We start from the raw sequence: 17,482 nt of genomic DNA, 5'->3' as shown, positions 1-17,482 counted from the left end.
CAGCACCTGCCACTCGATGCGATCTGCGAATCCGGCTTACCGAAGACCAGAACGGCGAACCTCTACCACGGCAGCACTCCGCGGAATCCTGCGATGGTACGACTCACAGCACCCACCCGAATCCGCTGACTGACCGCGCGCATGCGCCGAGCCTCGGCGACCTCCCTTCTCCGCCAGATTCATAAGTCCATACGGTCTGCGTATCTGGTGTAGTGGAATAGAGCGAGAATCAGGGAATAGATGCAGGTGTATAGGAGTACGGTCGGGTATTGGTGACGTGCCGAAACCCCCGACCGCAGAGGATCGGCGCGGAAGTGGGCAGCGCGTCGACGTACACGGCGGTCCGTAACCGTGAGAAGGCCTCCGCCAGACGGGAATAGACCAACTCGGTATACAGGCCGCGGCAACGGAGACCGGGAACAGTCGACCCACCGGCGAGTTCGGCGAACGCAGGTGTCGTGCCGTAATGCAGGCGACCGCAGGAAGCCGGCTCGCCGCCAGAGTAGGCGATGTGCACACTTACCGCGCATTCCCGTAGTTGTACCCGCAACGTGTCGACTGCCTGGTCGATGCCACGCCGACCGGTTGCCTGCCAGATTGCGATCAGGTCGACCAGGTCTGTGTCCGGGTCGGTGACGACTCGGACGGCCGGGGCATCAGCGCGCGGCGGGTTCACGAGGGGCTCGGTGCGCACCAAGACCGCTTCAACGGGTTCGGCTTCGAAACCGGCGCCTCGCAGCGCCACTGGTAGGTCGGACAGCTGGTCGTGCTCGTAGGTCTTCCATTCCAGCTGGTAGCCGAGCCTTTCGGCGGCTGCGACCTCGCGCGCCACGATCGCCGACAACGCGCTCGCATCTGCGGAACAGCAGGTTATCCGGCATTCGGTTCGGTCGACCGACCATTCCCGGCGCAGATCCCCGCTTTCGCTGGGCTCACCGCTGGACCACCGTTCCCGGTCGAGCCGCTCGATGTCGTCATTCACCGCAGAATCCTATCCGCAGTGGCGGCAACACCGATCTCCGTGATCTGGCGGCGATCGAGCATCCCGTTGATGACCGCGCACAGGCGGTCGACGAGCGCGGCGGCGGTCTCGTCGGTGTAGAGATCGGTGTTGTAGGTGACTACGATTTCCAGTTTGTCGTGCGTCCGGCCGAACGTGAACTGCAGATCGGCTTCTTTGGCTCGCCGCGGCAGCGGGTGCGCCACTAGATCAAATGGTCGCGCTTGCGGTGCCGGTTGGCTGTCCCACAGGTCGTAAGCGATCATCACGTCGAATAACGGACTGCGGTCGGGACCTCGCCGCCACCTGAGGTCGCGCATAATCGAGCCGTATGGGTAGTCTTGGTGCGCGAATGCGCGCAGGGTATCGCCCTGTGCCTCGCGCAGTGCTCTGTCTAGGTCATCGTGCTCGGGCCGGGTCAGACGCATCGGCACGATGTTGAGGCAGCATCCGATCTGGTCCTCCCATTCGAGCTGGTCACGTCCGCGCGCATAGGCGCCGATCGTCACACTTGGGCGGCCGGTCTCCCCGAACAGCAGCAGTGCCACCGCTGTGCGGGCCACCACGAATCCGGTCACCGTGTTGACGGTGGCCAGTTCGTCGAACCTGGCCGTCGATTCGGCGTCCAATGTGCGATAGCACCGGCCGCCGGGCAGTGTGGTCGACGGCGGTCGGGGCCGATCGGTGCGCAGGTCGAGCACGGTGTCGGTGTTTTCCAGTTCCCGCTGCCAGAACCCGCGAAGTCGTTCGTCGTCTTCACGGGCGCGCCGAGCGGCGGCGAACTCCTTGTACTGGGTGACCGGAGCCGGGGGGATAGGTATCCCAGTCTGCAGCGCACGATACGTCTCCAACAGATTGTTCAAGACGATCTCGACGGTTCGTCCGTCGGAGGCGAGCTGATGCATCGACATGAGGATCCAGCAGGAACCGGTTGTGGTCCGCAGTAGTTCGATCCGGATCAGCGGCTCACGCGAGATGTCGAACGGCACCTGGATGCGCTCGGCCGCGTAGGCGTGCACCGCGTCGTTGTCGTTCAGGTCGCGGACCGCGAATGGCAGCTCTAGCTCACCGGCGGGGTGTATCACCATCCGGGCATGTTCGCCGGTGACGGGGTAGGTCGTACGCAGGCTCTCGTAGCGATCCACCAGCGCTGCGAACGTGTCGCGGAAGCGCTCGGTGTCGATCTCGCCGGCCACCTCGAACAGGTCGTTGCGATTGAATGCTTCGGGGGCCGGTGCCGAGGCTTCGGTCTCGAGCATCAGCCGCTGGATCGGTGCTACCGGGTACTCGCCTGGACCGCCGAGCGACTCGACGGAACCGCCCAAGCCGGTGTGGTCGCTGCCAATTACTGTGGCCAGGCTCGCTATCGACTGGTGGGTGAAGATCTGCTCGAGTGTCACCTCGGCGTCGAGCCGATGCCGGATGCGCGACACCACCTGGATCGCGAGTAGAGAGTTTCCGCCGGTGTCGAGGAAGCGGTCGTAGATCCCGACTCGGCGGCCGAGGACTTCTTCCCAGATCGCGGTCAGTGTGAGTTCCACCAGCGAAGTGGGCGGGCGGCTCGGGATCGGCGCGGACCCGGAGACGGTGTGGCGCTCGAGGGCCTTGCGGTCGGTTTTGCCGTTTGGCGTCAGCGGCAGCCGATCCAGTTCGACCAGGTCCGGGCGCATATATTCGGGCAGCTGCGCGGCCAGGTACGCCGCGCAGCGCGCTGTAGACGCTGCCGGGTCGTCGAGGACGACGTATGCCACCAAGCGATCCTGGTCCGCGCCGCCGGTCACCACAGCGACGGCCCGCACGCCGGGTGCGGTGCCGACTCGATGCTCGATCGCCCCGAGATCCACACGGAATCCACGGATCTTCACAAGGGTGTCGCGTCGGCCGATCAGTTCGAGGGTGCCGTCGGCCCGCCACCGTCCGACGTCGCCGGTGCGATACATCCGCCGGTCGCGATGGAAGGGATCGGGCACGAAAACAAGTGCGGTCTGCTCGGGGTCGTGGAGGTAGCCGCGGCCGACCGCGACGCCGCTGACACAGATCTCGCCGGCCTCGCCGCGCGGGAGCACCCGGGAGCGCTCATCGAGCACGTAGATGGCGGTGTTGACGATCGGCCGCCCCAGCGGCACCGACGACGTCATCACCGGTTCGGTGATGATGTGGTGGGTGATGTCGTCGGAGGCTTCAGTAGGACCGTAAGCGTTGATGACGGGTATGCGAGGAAAGGCCCGCAGCCATTCGTTGACCAGTTTCGGCTGCACGACCTCGCCGGTGACCATGAGCCAGTTCAACGCCGCGAACGGTTCGCCAGCCCATATGTGTAGCACCGTGTCCAGGTAGGAGGGCACGACCTCGAGGACGGTGACGGCGTCAGACTCCAGCCGCGATCGCAACGCGCCCGGCTCGAGTTGTAGGTCCTGAGGGTAGATAACAGTCCGACCGCCCACGTATGGTGCCGCGAACATCTGCCAGACCGAAATGTCAAAGCTGTTCGACGCGGTCTGGGCGACCACGCTATGGCGGCTCAATTGCAGATCGGTGATCTTGGCGTGTAGGTGATTGAGCATCCCGGTGTGTGCGACCATCGCGCCCTTCGGCGTCCCGGTCGAGCCGGACGTGTAGATGACGTAGGCGAGTTCGGAGGCGGCGGCGTCGGATCGCGGCGGATTGCCGGGGTTTCCGGGCGCGAGAGCAACGTCGAGATCCACCACGGTCACGCCAGTGTCCGACGCCGACTCGGCGCCCTCGGACAGAACCAGTGTGGCTCGCGATACGTCAAGCACCGATGCGACGTAGGCCACCGGGTTTTTCGGATCGATGGGCAGGTAGGCCGCACCGATCTTCCAGATGCCGAGGATGGCCTCCACCGTGCGTGGCGTGCGGTCCATGAGGATCGCGACCACATCGCCCGGCCTGATTCCGTGGGCACTCAACAATCGGGCGATGCCGTTGGCGTTGCCGTTGAGTTCGCCGAAGGTTCGGTGTCCGAGCGGCCCGCCGAGGCAAGCACGTTCTGGCGTCTCGGCCGCGATCCGTTCAATCGCGTGGTGGATGCGGTCGGCGGGATCGAAGTCCAGCTTCTGGTATCCGATGTTCAGCAGCTCGTGTTCGGCGCTGGGGCCGATCAGGGGCAGCTCTGTGACGATGGTTCCCGGCGCGGCCGCCAACACCTCGAGCAGGTTGCAGTAGCCGGTCCAGAGCTGTTCTATAGCATCCGCGTCGAACAGGCCAGTGTCGTAGCGGATCACCGCGTCCAGCCCGTCGGCGTTCTCGGACAGCATGATATTGATCGGGAAGACACTGGTTTCCAGGGTCACAGGCAGTGGCGCGACGACCAAACCCGTATCCGGCTGCACGGGGGCGGGTGCGGAGAACTGCTGGAACTCGATCAGCACGTCGAACAGGCGTGGTGCCGATAGCGAGCCGCGGCGGCGTAGTTCGCCAACCAGTTCCTCGTAGGGGAATCCGTCGTGGCGCGCGGCGCCGCGCAGCGCCGCGCGCACGGCGGTGTGCACGGACCGCAGCGTGGCGTCATCGCCGACTTTTGTGCGCACCGGGACAGTCCGCACAAACATGCCGACGGCGTTCTCCGCATCCTGCCGGTTGCGGCCCGCCAGGGAGGTTCCGAGTGTCACTTCACCGCTTTCTGTATGGCGGGCGAAGTAGGCGGCGAAAACCGCGAACGCTGCGGCGAAGGTCGTTGTCGACTCCAGGCGGGTGAAGTGTTTCAGCGCCACCCACAGGTCGTCCGCGAGTCGAAACGTCCGATAGGTGCCGCGGAATGCCTGGCTCCGGCCGGAGCCGACTGGGAGCCGGACGGGTGGGGGGATCTCGGCGAAATGATCCAGCCAGTACTGCCGGTCGGTTTCCCTTTCGCGTCCGGCGCGATCGAGATCATCGAGCAGCAACGCGCGGTAGTCGCCCGCTGGCGGAAGCGGGACGGACAGGACGGTGGCCGAGTGGTAAAGGCTCATGAGGTCGCCAACCAGGATGCCCAGTGACCAGCCGTCGGCGACCAGATGGTGTGTACTCAGCACAAGGATCGATCGATCGCCAGCGAAACGCAGGAGATTCACGCGGAACAGAGGACCTTCGGTCAGGTCGAACCGACGTTCAGCGATCCGCCGGCACAGTTTGCGAAGGTCTTCCGGCCCGGGCAGCTCACGGTGATCGGTGCCGATCTCCAGCGGTACCACCGCTGGAACGCGCCCGACTCGCTGACGCGGCTGTCCGTCGGTGTGGACGAATGTCGCGCGCAATCCGGCGTGCCGCTCGAGGACGCCGCTAACGGCTTGCCTCATCGCTTCGGGGTCGACGGGACCGTCGAGCAGCAGGCCCCGGGTCAGGTTGAACGCTACCGACCCGCCTTCGAACTGGGCAGCCACCCAGATATGCTGCTGGCCCGGGCTGAGCGGGAACAATTCATCCTGTTCGGGTGCCGTGGGCTCGACGCACACCACGGTGGCCGCAGCCGCTTGCACCGCCCGCACGTGCTCGGCGAGCATGCGCGGAGTTTCGTGATCGAAGATCGCGAACTGGTCCAGCGCAATTGCGAACTCTTCCCGCAACCGGTTCAGGACTTGCAGTCCGCTGATCGAATCACCGCCGATGTCGAAGAACGACTCGTCGGGATCGACGGTTTCCAGTCCCAGGACCAGCCGCCAGCTCTCATGCACGGCCTCCTCAACGGTACGCGATGGTGAGACGAGTTCCTGCGGCTCCACCGGCCCTGGCCAGTCGTCCGACTGCCCGGTGTCATCGATCCAGCAGCGGATCTGCTGGAACTGGTAGGGCGGCAACTCGATTCGCTGGCCGGCGGGCGCGCTGGGCGACCACTCCCAGTCAATTCCGCGCCGATAGAGGTCGGCGAGCAGGTGGGAGTACCCGTCGGGTCGGTCCGCTACATCGAGGACGGTGATGCCGGGGGTGGTGCGGGCCACGATCTCCGCGGAGACCGCAGCCTGCGGCCCGGCTTCTACGAACACGATGTGCTCACCGGCGATCTGGTCCAGTAGGCGGTCGACGCGGTAACTGAGGCTCGCGGGGGCCGGTGCGGCGCCGTTGCGATGCAGGGAGGTGTCTCTCAGGGCTGCCTCGAGTGTCACCCGCCCGCTGTCAGCGGCGGCGACATGCTTTCCGGCGCCATCGGGCACGATGTGACGGATCGGCAGCCCGATGGAACGGAACAAACCCACGATCGCGTATTGGAAGGCGAAGCCCGTGTCCAATTCGATTCCTGCGGTCAGGCTCGTGTGCTCGCACTCGCGGTACCGTTCGTCGAACACCGGGTGCTGGGCGCGCAGGGTGACGACGAGTTCCGCCGAGGCCAGGCATCGGTCCGACAAGATCGCCCCGACCGACGCCGTTGTCAGCTGCGCAGCAACGGTTTCCGGCGGCAAAGCCAGCGCGGCCCGCAGTTCGCCGACGTCACCCGCGACGACGCTGTACCGATACCGGTGGTGATCGCGGCCCGCGACGAGGGTGTGACTCAGATCGTCGAGACGGAGGTCTGGCCGCTCGTCGATCCAGCGGCAAAGCGCGTCGATGTTCGCCATGAGCGACGCCGGGCTCGCAGCCGAGATCGGCACCCACAACCGCCCCGGCCGCGGTGCGGCGGACCTGGCTCGTTCCGGGGCCTGCTCGAGAACCGCGTGGGCGTTGGTGCCCATCACCCCGAACGAGCTGACACCTGCGCGGCGCGGATGCCCGGCGGGCGGCCATGGGGTGAGATCGCGGGTGACCACCACCGCCGAGTTGTCGAAGTCGATCAACGGATTGAGCTGGTCCGAATGCACATTCGGGAACAGCTCTCCGCCGCGCAGCGCCAGGGTTGCCTTGACGATACCGACGAGCCCGGAAGCACTCCACGTATGACCGATGTTGGTCTTCACTGACGAAAGCGCGCAGAACCGCTTCCGATCGGTCGACCTGCCGAAGGCGCTGTCGATGGCCTCCACTTCGATCGGGTCGCCCAGCCGGGTCGCGGTGCCATGCGCTTCGAGATATCCAATAGTGGCTGGGTCGATCCCCGCCTTGCGCCAGGCGCGTTCGAGAACCTCGGCCTCGGCTTCGACGTCGGGCGCGGTCAGCGTGCTCGACCGTCCGCCTACGTTATTGACGGCGACGCTTTTGAGTACCGCGTGGACGTTGTCGCCGTCGCGGACAGCGTCGGCGAGGCGTTTGAGCACCACGACGACCACCGCTTCGCCGGATCCGGTGCCATCGGACTCCGCGGCGAAGGATCGGGCTTTGCCGTCGCGGGACCGGATGCCGATGTCGGTGCTGGTGTCGTCGAGACGATCGGCGAAGAGGTTGAGGCTCGCCGCACCGGCCAGTGCGATGTCGGCGTCCCCACCGACCAGGTCGTTGACCGCGAAATGGACCGCGACCAAGCCCGAGGAGCACGAGGTGTCGACCATCGCTGAGGGACCGGTCAGGCCGAGGAAGCGCGATAGCCTCCCCGCCGTCGCCGCGACGTGGCTGCCCATCACCATCGTCGCCTCCCGACGCGCGGCAAGCAGGTCGTATCCGATTCGGGTGTCGGCCATATACACCGAGCCACGTCGGCCGCGCATTGTGCTCAGCGGGTAACCCGCGTTGTCCACGGCTTGGACCGCCGCCTGCAGCAGGAGCCGGTGATGGGGCGACATGTTGTCGGCTTCGCCCTTCGAGTAGCCGAAGAAGGCGTGGTCGAACAAGTCGATCTCCTCGATATAGCCGCAGAGCTGGTAGCGCTCATCCGGCGGCAGCGAGGTACGACGCTTGCGGTCCTGGGACAGTTCCCGGACGCTGTCGCGCCCGGTTCGCAGGTTGTGGAGGAACTGTCCTAGGTCGTCGGCTTCCGGCAGGCTGGCCGCCATGCCGATGATGGCGACGTCGGTGGGGGCGATCTCCGCGTGGGCATCCGCGGCGCGGGAGTTGTCAGAAGTCATATTCGACCATCTCCGGAGTCGGCGAGAGTACTGGCGTGACGAGCGCGGCTTGACCGGCGATCGTTGGGCGCGAGAAGAGATGGGTGACGTTGAAGACACCCGGGAAGCGTTCCGAGAGCTTGGAATACAAGTGCAGCAGCTTCAGCGAAGTGCCGCCTAGCTCGAAGAAGTCGTCGGTTACGCCCGGGGCGGCCAGGTTCAGCACCGCAGCCCAGACCTCCTGGATCGCCGCTTCGGTGGCCGATCGCGGCTGCTGGTGGGTCGGGGTGACTGTCGCCTCCGCGGCGGGCAGCGCGGCTCGGTCGGGCTTGCCGTTCGGGGTCGTCGGGATCCGGTCGACCGCGACGAACGACCGTGGCAACATGGCCAAGGGGAGTCGGTCGGCGAGATGATCGCGCAACACGTCGGCGACCGAGTCGTGTGGCAGCCGCGAGACGACGTATGCGGTGAGCGCCGGCGCGGTAGCCAAGCGGTCGACGCGCACGACGCACTGCTCGACCGCAGGGTGCGTCGATACTGCGGATTCGACCTCGGCGGGCTGGATACGCACCCCGTTGATCTTGATTTGATCGTCGGCGCGACCGATGATCTCGAGGCGTCCGTCGGGCCGCAGCCGTCCGAGGTCGCCAGTGTGGTAAAGCAGGTCCTCGGGGTCGTCGCGGTGCGGATTCACGACGAAGGCCGCAGCGGTCGCTGCAGGATCGCGATAGTAGCCGTGGCTGCGCAACGGCGTCCGGATCAGCACCTCACCTGGCTCCCCGACACCGCAGTCGGTCGCCGCGCGCCGGATCAGGACCTGGGTATCGGGCAACGGTGTCCCCACCGGAAGTAGCGTGGGAAGGGGCGAGTCGTCGACCACGTGGGCCAGTTTGGCCAGGGTGGTCTCTGTCGGACCGTACAGGTTGACGATCCGCGAGACCCCCGCACATCTCGCCCGGAATGCCTCGACGACATGCGCTTTCAGCGGCTCGCCCGCCAGAAACACCCAGCGCAGCGCAGGCAGCGACACTGCCGACTGGAGGTCGCTGAGCCACGACTGCAAGACTGTCGGGACAGCGTGGAATGTGGTAATACGCTGCTCGGCGAACCAGGCGAGCATCGCACGCCCGTCGTAGCGATCCGATTCCCGTGGCACCACCAGAGTCGCCCCGCTGACCAGCGGCAGCAGGATGTCGCGGAGCACCACATCGAATGAAGCCCCGGTGAGTTGTGCACACCGATCACCCGGGCCCACCTCGAAAGTGCTGCTCTGCCACGAGAGGAAGTGATCGAGCCCGCGGTGCCCGCCGAGCACGGCCCGGGGTGTGCCGGTGGTGCCCGAGGTGAAGAAGATGTACGCCGGTGCGTCGGGCGGCGGCCATGCCAACGCCGCATCGGCCGCTGAGGCGGGCGGCGAGATCAGCAGGCCGGTCCGAGCATCGACACGATGCGTTGCCTGAGTGGGAGCCGGGCCATTGCCTGCGACGACACTCACTGCAGGCCGCGCGATAGCGATCAGGTGATCACGGCGTCGCAGAGGGAGTTCCGGATCCAGCGGCAGCACGATCGCGCCGGCGCGCAGTGCGGCGAGCAGACCGACGACGAAACCGATGCCGGGCGGTCCGGTCACGACGACGACCCGGCCACCACCAACACCGGACTCAACCAGGTGACGGGTAAGGGTCGCGACCCGGTTGGACAATTCGTAGTAGGCCACCGAATCCGTGCCGTGCTCGATCGCGATCAGATTCGGACGTGCCCGCGCGTGCCCGGCGATTGCATCGAGCGCGCGGCGCGGCGTCGGCACGGGCAGCGGCACGGCGAGGTCGACGTCGCACCCGGCGGATCCGGGTACACGCAGCGAGTAGTCCGCCAGTTCACGGTCGGGATCGGCGGCAATCTGATCGAGAAGGAACATCAGCTGTCCGACGATCGCCTCGGCGCGCACGGCGGCGAACAGGTCGCGCCGGTAAGCGAGTTCGACGTGCACATGCTCTCCGTCGTCCACGAAATAGAAGACCATGGCGAACTTCGCGTCGACGGCGAACTCGTGGCTGCGGAACTCGACGTCGACGCCGTGAAAGGACATGTCGGCCCGCATGTCGTTTTGGAAATTGACCAGCACATCGAAGATCGGTGTGCGGCCGACATTGCGTGGCGGGTTGAGCCGTTCGACGATCAGTTCGAACGGCGCGCTTTGGTGGTCGTAGGCCTCATGGATGTCCGTGCTGACCCTCGCGAGCAATTCGGCGAAGGTGCGCGCGGCGGTGAGGTCGGCGCGCAGGACCAGCGTGTTGAGGAACAGGCCGACGATCGAATCGAGTTCGGATTCATGGCGATTGCTGATCGGGAACCCAAGCGCTATGTCGTCCTGGCCGCTCAGCCGCGACAGCAGCAGATCCAGTGCCGACATCGCGATCTCGAACAGGGTGACCGACCGCGCGGTGGCCAGTTCGCGCAACGCCTGCGATGTCTGTGTCCCCATTGTCGCGTAGGTGCGGCCAGCGCCCCCGGGAGCCTGCGGGGCTGGGTCGGTGGCGAGTTCGAGCTGCGGGACACCGGATAGTCGCACCGTCCAGTACTCCAGATCGCGTTCAGTGCGTTCCGAACTATGTGCGATCCGCTCGGATTCGACATAGTCGATGTACTGCAGGCCGGGCTCGGCGGGGCGCTCGGTGACCGCACCGGTGTGGAACCCGTACAGCGCGGATAGTTCCTGGGCGAGCAGCTGCATCGATGAGCCGTCCCCGGCCAGGTGGTGCAGGACCACGAGCAAGTGATGCTCACGTGGGTTCTGCCGCAGCAGCCGGACCCGCAGGGGCAACTCTGTGGCGACATCGAATGGGGACGCGGCGATCGCGCGAGCGGTAACGGCGGGGTCGCCGTCGTCGAGTACGGCGAAGGGAACGGTGCAGTCGGTGCACACAGTCTGGAAAACTTGATCACCGACACGGGTGTAGGTGGTACGGAGGATCTCGTGGCGGGCGACTAGATCGACAACCGCGCGTTCGAATGCGGCGAGGTTCAGGCTCCCTGACAGATGGCAGAGCAGACTGATGTTGTAGGCGGCGCTCTCGGGTGCCAGCTGTTGCAGGAACCACACTCGCTCTTGCGCTGCGGACAGAGGATGGCGGTCTCGGCGCGGATAGCGGCACAGGGTGCGTCGCGCCACCTGGCCGGAGCGCCGCAGCTCGTCGATGTGGTCGGCTTGATCGGCGACGGTGCGCCTGGTGAACAGCGCCGACAGCCGCACCGTGACACCGAATCGTTCGGTGATTCGCGAGCGTAGCCGAAGGGCGCTGATCGAGTCCCCGCCTTTGGTGAAGAAGTCGTCGTCGGTGTCGAGGTCTCCTTCTGGCAGGATCGTCCGCCACAGGGCGAGCAGTTCACGCTCGACCGGCAGCACCGGGTCCGCGCGCCGATCGGCCCGGGGGGCCGATAGGGTCGCGAGCGCGCGGCGATCGGCCTTGCCGTTCGCGGTTACCGGGATGGCATCGATCACCAGCAGCTGGGCGGGAATCATGTGCGCAGGTAGCAAGCGGGCCACTAGCCGACGCAGCCGCTCGCCGTCAATGCCGGCCTCAGCGGTGACGAAAGCCTTCAAAAATTCTGTCCCTTCGGCGGTGCGGTCGAGCAGAACGACGGCGGCACCGACGCCGTCGACGTCGCGTAGGACCTGCTCGATTTCGCCGAGTTCGATCCGAAAGCCCCGCAGCTTGATCTGGTCGTCCCGGCGCCCGAGGTACTGCAGTCGGCCGTCGGCGGTCCATCTCGCGCTGTCGCCGGTGCGATAGAGCGTCCGGCCGTCGGCGAACGGGTCGGCGACGAAGCTCACCGCGGTTCGGCCTGGGCTGCCCAGGTAGCCGCGGGCCAACTGGACACCGGAGATGCACAGTTCGCCCGTGATCCCAATCGGCGCAGGCTGCCCCGCGCTGTCGAGTACGTATAGGCGGGTGTTGGGTGTGGGCCGCCCGATGGTGACGGGCGTGTCCGACTCGATCCGCGCCCAGCTCACATCGATGGTGGCCTCGGTGGGTCCGTAGAAGTTGTGCAGGTCGGTGGTCGGGGCGGAGGCGCAGAACGTCGCTGCAAGGTCGTCTGGCAGCGCTTCACCGCTGGTGACGCAGTGCCGGACGCCGTCGAATCCGCCCCCGGACACGGCGGTGAGGTATTCGGCGAGCATCGAAGGTACGAAATGGACGACAGTCACAGCGTGGTCGTCCATCGCGGTCCGGATGGTCTCCGGGTCACGTTCGCCGCCGGGGTCGAGCACTATCTGCCGAGCGCCGACCGTACCGGGCAGAAGGATCTCCCACACCGATACGTCGAAGTTGTAGGGCGTTTTCACCAGGAAGGTATCCGCAGCGCAGAGAGCCAGCCCCTCGCGCATCCATGCGAGCCGATTGAACAGTGCGGCGTGTTCGACCACTACGCCCTTGGGTCTGCCGGTGGAGCCGGAAGTGAAGATGCAGTACGCGGCGTCGGCAAGGGACACCTCCGGGCGATCCCAGCCGCGCTCCACACGCGGCAGCGACACACTTGGGCCCACGTCCAACGTCGGCGGTGCGCCCGGGCCGAGTTTCACCATCGCGACCTCCGGATCGTCGACGAGCACCACACCGGGCACGCCGTCCTCGATCAGCGACCGCACGCGTTCAGCCGGATCGGTGGTGCTCACCGGCATGTATGTCGCGCCTGCCTCGAGCACGCCGAGGACCGCCGCCACCATCCGGGCGGAGCGGTCCAGCATCAGCGCCACCCGGTCACCGCGGCGGACCCCGTAGCGGTGCACGAGCAACCAGGCGATGGCCTCGGCCTCGGCCGCGAGTTCACCATAGGTGCGCGCACCGAGACGGTCGACGACAGCCGTGCGGTCCGGGAACATGTCCGCTTGCTGCGCGAAGAGGCGGTGGACGGGCACCGGCGGCCCGAAATCGACTGCGGTGTCATTGAACTCGGCCAACACGCGGCGACGCTCCTCGACTGCCAGCAGCGCCAGACCTGCCACCGCGACGTCCGGCCGTGCGACGGCGTCGGCGAGCATCGTCGTGAAGTGGGTGAGCATCCGGTCGATGCGGTCGGCGTCGAAGATGTCGGCCGAATACTCCGCCAACACCCGGAGCCCCTTGTCGGTTTCTTTCAGGAAGAGGGTGAGATCCATCTTGCTGTGGGCGTTCGGGGCGAGTTGCTGTTCGATACGCAGGCCCTCAGGCGGGGACCCGGGATCTCCCCAGCCTGGGTCGATCATCACCATCACGTCGAACAGTGGATTGCGGTCGTGGGGTGTGTTGCCCCGCAGATCGTCGACCACGCGGTCGAAGGGGTAATCACCATGCCGCAACGCTTCAGTTACTGTGGACCGGGTCAAGCCCAGCAAGTCCTGGAAAGTAGTGGTCGAGGTGATGTTGTCGCGCAAGGCCACCGCATTGACGAAGTAGCCGATCTGGCTGTCCAGTTCGCCGCGCGGCCGGCCGAGGACCGAGGTGCCAATCGCGAAATCGCGCTGTCCGGTGTAGCGGTACAGCAATACCCGGACTGCGGCGAGCAGCCCGGCGAACAGTGTGGCGCTTGATTCTCGGCAGCGGAGGCGAAGCAGATCCAGCACCTGCTGCGGGACGATCGCCTGCGCGGTGGCTCCGCGAAAGCTACGTTCGAGCGGGCGAGGGCGGTCGGTCGGCAGCTCGAGGCGTTCGAGGTCGCCGCCGAGCTTGCTGAGCCAGTACTCGCGTGCCGTGCGCGCGCTCGATCCGGTCAGCAGGCTACGTTGCTGCCACACCGCGAAGTCCTTGTATTGCAGCGCAATCGGCTCCTCGGCTGGCTCGATGCCGACGCGCAGCCTGGAGTAGCGGCTGAGGATCTCCTCGATCAGCACGGTCAACGACCACCCGTCGGTCGCGATGTGATGCATAGCGACGGCGAGAACGTGCTGATGGGTATCCAGCCGGACCAATGCGGCCCGGAACAACTCGCCGCGTTCGAGATCGAAATCGCGAGTGACGAACTCGGCCAGGAAATCGTCGAGTTCGTCGGCGCCGCCGAATTGCCGCTCGGTCCAGTCCAATCGGTAGTCGAGCACAGGTCGCTGCATCGGTTGGTGGTCGATCGCGACGATGGCGGTGCGCAATGCCTCGTGCCGATCGAGCACACCCTGCAGCGCGCCGCGCAACGAAGTCGCATCCAGTTGTCCGCTGATCTGGTAGACCAACGGTTCGACGAACGCGGCGTGCGGCGCACCACCCTGTGCGAGCATCCACAACGATCGCTGCCCGGAAGACAGCGGGTACCACGGCGCCACGGGTACCGCCGCTATCGGAGACGACTCCCCCGCTGTACCGTGCATGGCGGCCTCATCGACCAAGGCCCGGATTGTGGTGTCCGCCAGCAGATGCGCGATCTCGACCGGCCTGCCCAGCACGTCACGCACACGGCGGGCGAGCACGGCGGCCTTGAGGCTGTCACCCCCGAGATCGAGAAAGGAATCATCGATGCCGACCCGGGTCCGCCCCAGGCATTGCTCGAATAGCGCGCATAGCGCCCGGTCGGTGTCGTCGCGCGGGGGCGTGTGGGGGCCATCGGTCTCCGTGCCGGTTCCTGGCGCGGGCAGCGCGTTCCGGTCGATCTTGCCGCTGCCGGTGAGTGGGAACTCGGACATGTGGATGTAATGGGTCGGGATCATGTATCCGGGCAGCGTTCGCCGCAGATTCTCCGTGATCGACCGCGCGTCGCCGTTGCCGATCCAGTACGCGGCCAGCTCCGGGCTACCGTCCAGATCGGCCACGACCACGACGCCGTCGGTGACGCCAGGCGTCGTGGTCAGGGCGTTCTCCACTTCACCCAGTTCGATCCGGAATCCGCGAATCTTCACCTGGTGGTCGAGGCGGCCGCGCAGGTCGATCTGCCCATCGGCCAGCCGGATGCCCAGGTCACCGGAGCGGAATACATCCGATACGAACCGCTGTGCGGTCAGCTCGTCCTTGTTGAGATAGCCGCGGGCCACGCCGACACCACCGATCCACAACTCCCCCGGCTCGCCGGGGGCACAGGTCGCCCCGCTTTCGCTGCGGATGTCGATCCAGGTGTTCGGCAGCGGGACACCGACCGAGATCGGGCCGCTGCGTGGGACCTCGCAGGCCGTGGCGTAGATGCTCGTTTCGGTTGGGCCGTACAGGTTGTACAGGGTGCAATCGCCGGTGATTCGGTAGAAGTCGTCGCGTAGCGCCGTTTTGAGCGGCTCGCCCGCGACCAGGCAACGCGCCACGCCCGGCAGCGGGTCGCCGTCCAGCGCCGAGATGTGGGTAGCCAGGGCAGACGGAGTGAACTGCACGAGGCCGACACCGTGCGCGACGATGGACTCACGGACGGCCTCCGGTGAAAGCTGGGCCTGCGGCGCGAGCAGCACCACGGTGGCGCCGGCGATCAGCGGCGCGAACAGCTCGAGCAGTGAAATGTCGAAGGTGAAGGTCGTCCGCTGCAGCACCACGTCGCCAGGACCGATGCCGAAGTATTCCTGGGCCCAGAACATGACGTTGAGGACGCCATGCTGGGTGAGCATTACCCCCTTCGGCCGACCGGTCGAACCGGATGTGTACAGGTAGTACATCAGCGGGTCGGCGACGATTTCCGGTCTTTGTACACTTGCACCGCCCACCTGGTGCGGCGGCGAAATGCGGATGTCGAGGACGGTCAGCTCCGGGGTCGTGGCCAGCTCGCTGTCGACGTTGGTGATCAGGAAACGGGCCCCGCAGTCGGACAAGATGAATCGGCCGCGTTCCACCGGGTGATGTGGGTCCAGCGGCACGCACACCCCGCCCACCGCCAGCACTGCCAGCAGGCAGGCGGGCAGGTCGGCGCTGCGTTCCATCAGGACCGCGACCGGCATCCCCGGTCGCATTCCGAAGCCGCGCAAGGTGGCGGCGATGTCGTCGACGCGATCGGCGAGTTCGCCGTAGCTGAAGCGCCGATCGGCGGCGATAATCGCCGTGTGGTCCGGACTGGCGTGGCAGCGGGCGAGTACCAACTCCGGCAGGGTCGGTGCGGTTGTGGCCAGAATCGTCGTTTCGTTCATGGGGTCTCACGACCTTTCGCATCGGAGGTTGTGGTCGATCGCCGGGCATCCGCGAGGTCCGCGGTGGCGATCGGGAACCATCCGGTCGTGGTCAGGCAAGCAAGCTGGAGATGGCTGTAGCGCTGCCAGTCGGGCAGCGATTGACGGACGAATGGGAGCACGCCGGTGAGGAATCGGTTCCCCGGATAGCCGGGCGCGTCGTCGTCGGGGCGATCCGGGGGTTTGGCCGACAGGTCGTCGATGGCTACCTCGCGTACGACTTTCGCGAACTGGGACCAGCGGACGAACGGAGTGTCGTGGGCGGACACGGCGTCGAACAGCGAGATCGCCGGGCCGCTGTCGGCCGGGACGATCTCGATATCGTCCAGCGACTCGGCGGGCACCCACGGCCGGTGCCAGCTGCACAGCTCGCCGCGGGCGGCCAGGCGGGCGCGCTCAGTCAGCTGCTCAGGCCGGGGCAGATCGAACTGCTCGGGCACGAGCCCGTTGGAGTACATGGGGACACTGGTGAATGGCCACTGTTCGCTCTGGCGAAGTAGCGCGATAAGCAGCACGACACAGATGGCGGTGCCGACCGCCGCCAGCACGTGCGCACCGAGGCCGGGCGCGGCCACGTACGAATCGGAATGCAGCAAAACCCCGGGCAGGGCCGCCCAGCTCATCAGGAGCATGTAGCACCACATCTGCACCCAGTAGGCGGGCATCATCACCAAAAGGATGCCGATGTGCAGGCAGATCCAGGCAAGCACGAAGATATTGCGCTGCCCGGGCAGCAGCAAGATCAGCGGCGCCGCGAGCTCGATCGCAACCGTGAGCCAGGCCAGTATCCGGCACAGCGCCGCCGATCCGGCGACTGCGCCGGCAATGCGTGGGGCGCGGGCAAAGGCAAGCGACTGGGTGATGTAGAACCTCAGCGACCGACCTGACAGCCAGGCCCGCCCGCCGTAGCGCAGTTTGGCCACGCCGCCCGCGAACATGATGTAGGCCACGAACACCATCAGCAGTAGGGCCGCGAAGCCCGAAGCCAGGACGGAATCTTGGCCCAGTAGCAGTGACCATCCGAATCGATCGGCCAGGTAGGTGTCCAACGACAGCGTGTCGTGGGATACACAGAAGGAGAGACTCAACAGGGCGAACAGCGCGGCGTGGGTGGAGTGATTAGCGCCGAGTGCCCCTGCGTTGACGGCGTGCAGGAACGCGAAGCCCACGAAGGTGAGCAGCCCGGCGACTGGTTGCCCGAATCCAGCGGCGGCGGCGACCCAGCACACGATCGTCGCCCAGCGCACGATCGTCAGTACAGGCGGTCGCACGTGCTCGAGGCCGAGGATCCGCAACACCGCGACCGGCGTGTAGAACTCAGGGGCGGTCCGGGCGACGAGTTTCGGAGCGTCCAGCGGGGATGGGTGATCGATCAGGCATAGGACGAGCAGCCCGCCGTAGAACACGGCCCGCACCGCGCCTGGGATCGGTGGCAGGGTGGTGATCCACCAGGAAGTCATGATCGCCCGC

4 protein-coding genes are annotated in these 17,482 nt (G+C 66.3%); all 4 read right to left on the bottom strand.

Translation table 11 applies throughout. The features are described 5' to 3' along the window. Positions 1-229: 229 nt before the first annotated feature. From NG1_RS27465 to NG1_RS27450, 4 genes are read right to left on the bottom strand one after another with little or no spacing between them, the layout of a single operon-like run. Positions 230-982 carry a hypothetical protein gene (locus tag NG1_RS27465; RefSeq protein ID WP_062975545.1) on the bottom strand — a complete coding sequence of 251 codons (753 nt, stop codon included), beginning with the start codon at positions 980-982 and terminating at the stop codon, positions 230-232. Then, on the bottom strand, positions 979-7,929 hold the full coding sequence (locus tag NG1_RS27460) for a non-ribosomal peptide synthetase (protein WP_062975543.1): 6,951 nt from the start codon (positions 7,927-7,929) through the stop codon (positions 979-981). The genes NG1_RS27465 and NG1_RS27460 overlap by 4 nt, the downstream gene beginning before the upstream one ends. Then, a complete protein-coding gene (locus NG1_RS27455; RefSeq protein WP_062975541.1) occupies positions 7,919-15,973 on the bottom strand; it encodes a non-ribosomal peptide synthetase in 8,055 nt (2,684 codons plus the stop codon). Before NG1_RS27455 ends, NG1_RS27460 begins: the two co-directional genes overlap by 11 nt. Then, complete coding sequence (locus tag NG1_RS27450) at positions 15,970-17,472, bottom strand: hypothetical protein (RefSeq protein ID WP_157114261.1); 1,503 nt, start codon at positions 17,470-17,472, stop codon at positions 15,970-15,972. The genes NG1_RS27455 and NG1_RS27450 overlap by 4 nt, the downstream gene beginning before the upstream one ends. Positions 17,473-17,482: the final 10 nt, after the last annotated feature.

Origin of the sequence: Nocardia gamkensis NBRC 108242 (genome assembly GCF_001612985.1) — a bacterium.
Classification (GTDB): Bacteria; Actinomycetota; Actinomycetes; order Mycobacteriales; family Mycobacteriaceae; genus Nocardia; species Nocardia gamkensis.
The sequence above is the reverse complement of the archived record's forward strand: the minus strand, read 5'-3'. Positions and strand labels throughout refer to the sequence as shown.

Coding starts and splice junctions, on each gene's coding strand:
- NG1_RS27460 (WP_062975543.1), bottom strand. CDS start 7,929: ATGACTTCTGACAACTCCCGCGCCGCGGATGCCCACGCGGAGATCGCC.
- NG1_RS27450 (WP_157114261.1), bottom strand. CDS start 17,472: ATGACTTCCTGGTGGATCACCACCCTGCCACCGATCCCAGGCGCGGTG.
- NG1_RS27455 (WP_062975541.1), bottom strand. CDS start 15,973: ATGAACGAAACGACGATTCTGGCCACAACCGCACCGACCCTGCCGGAG.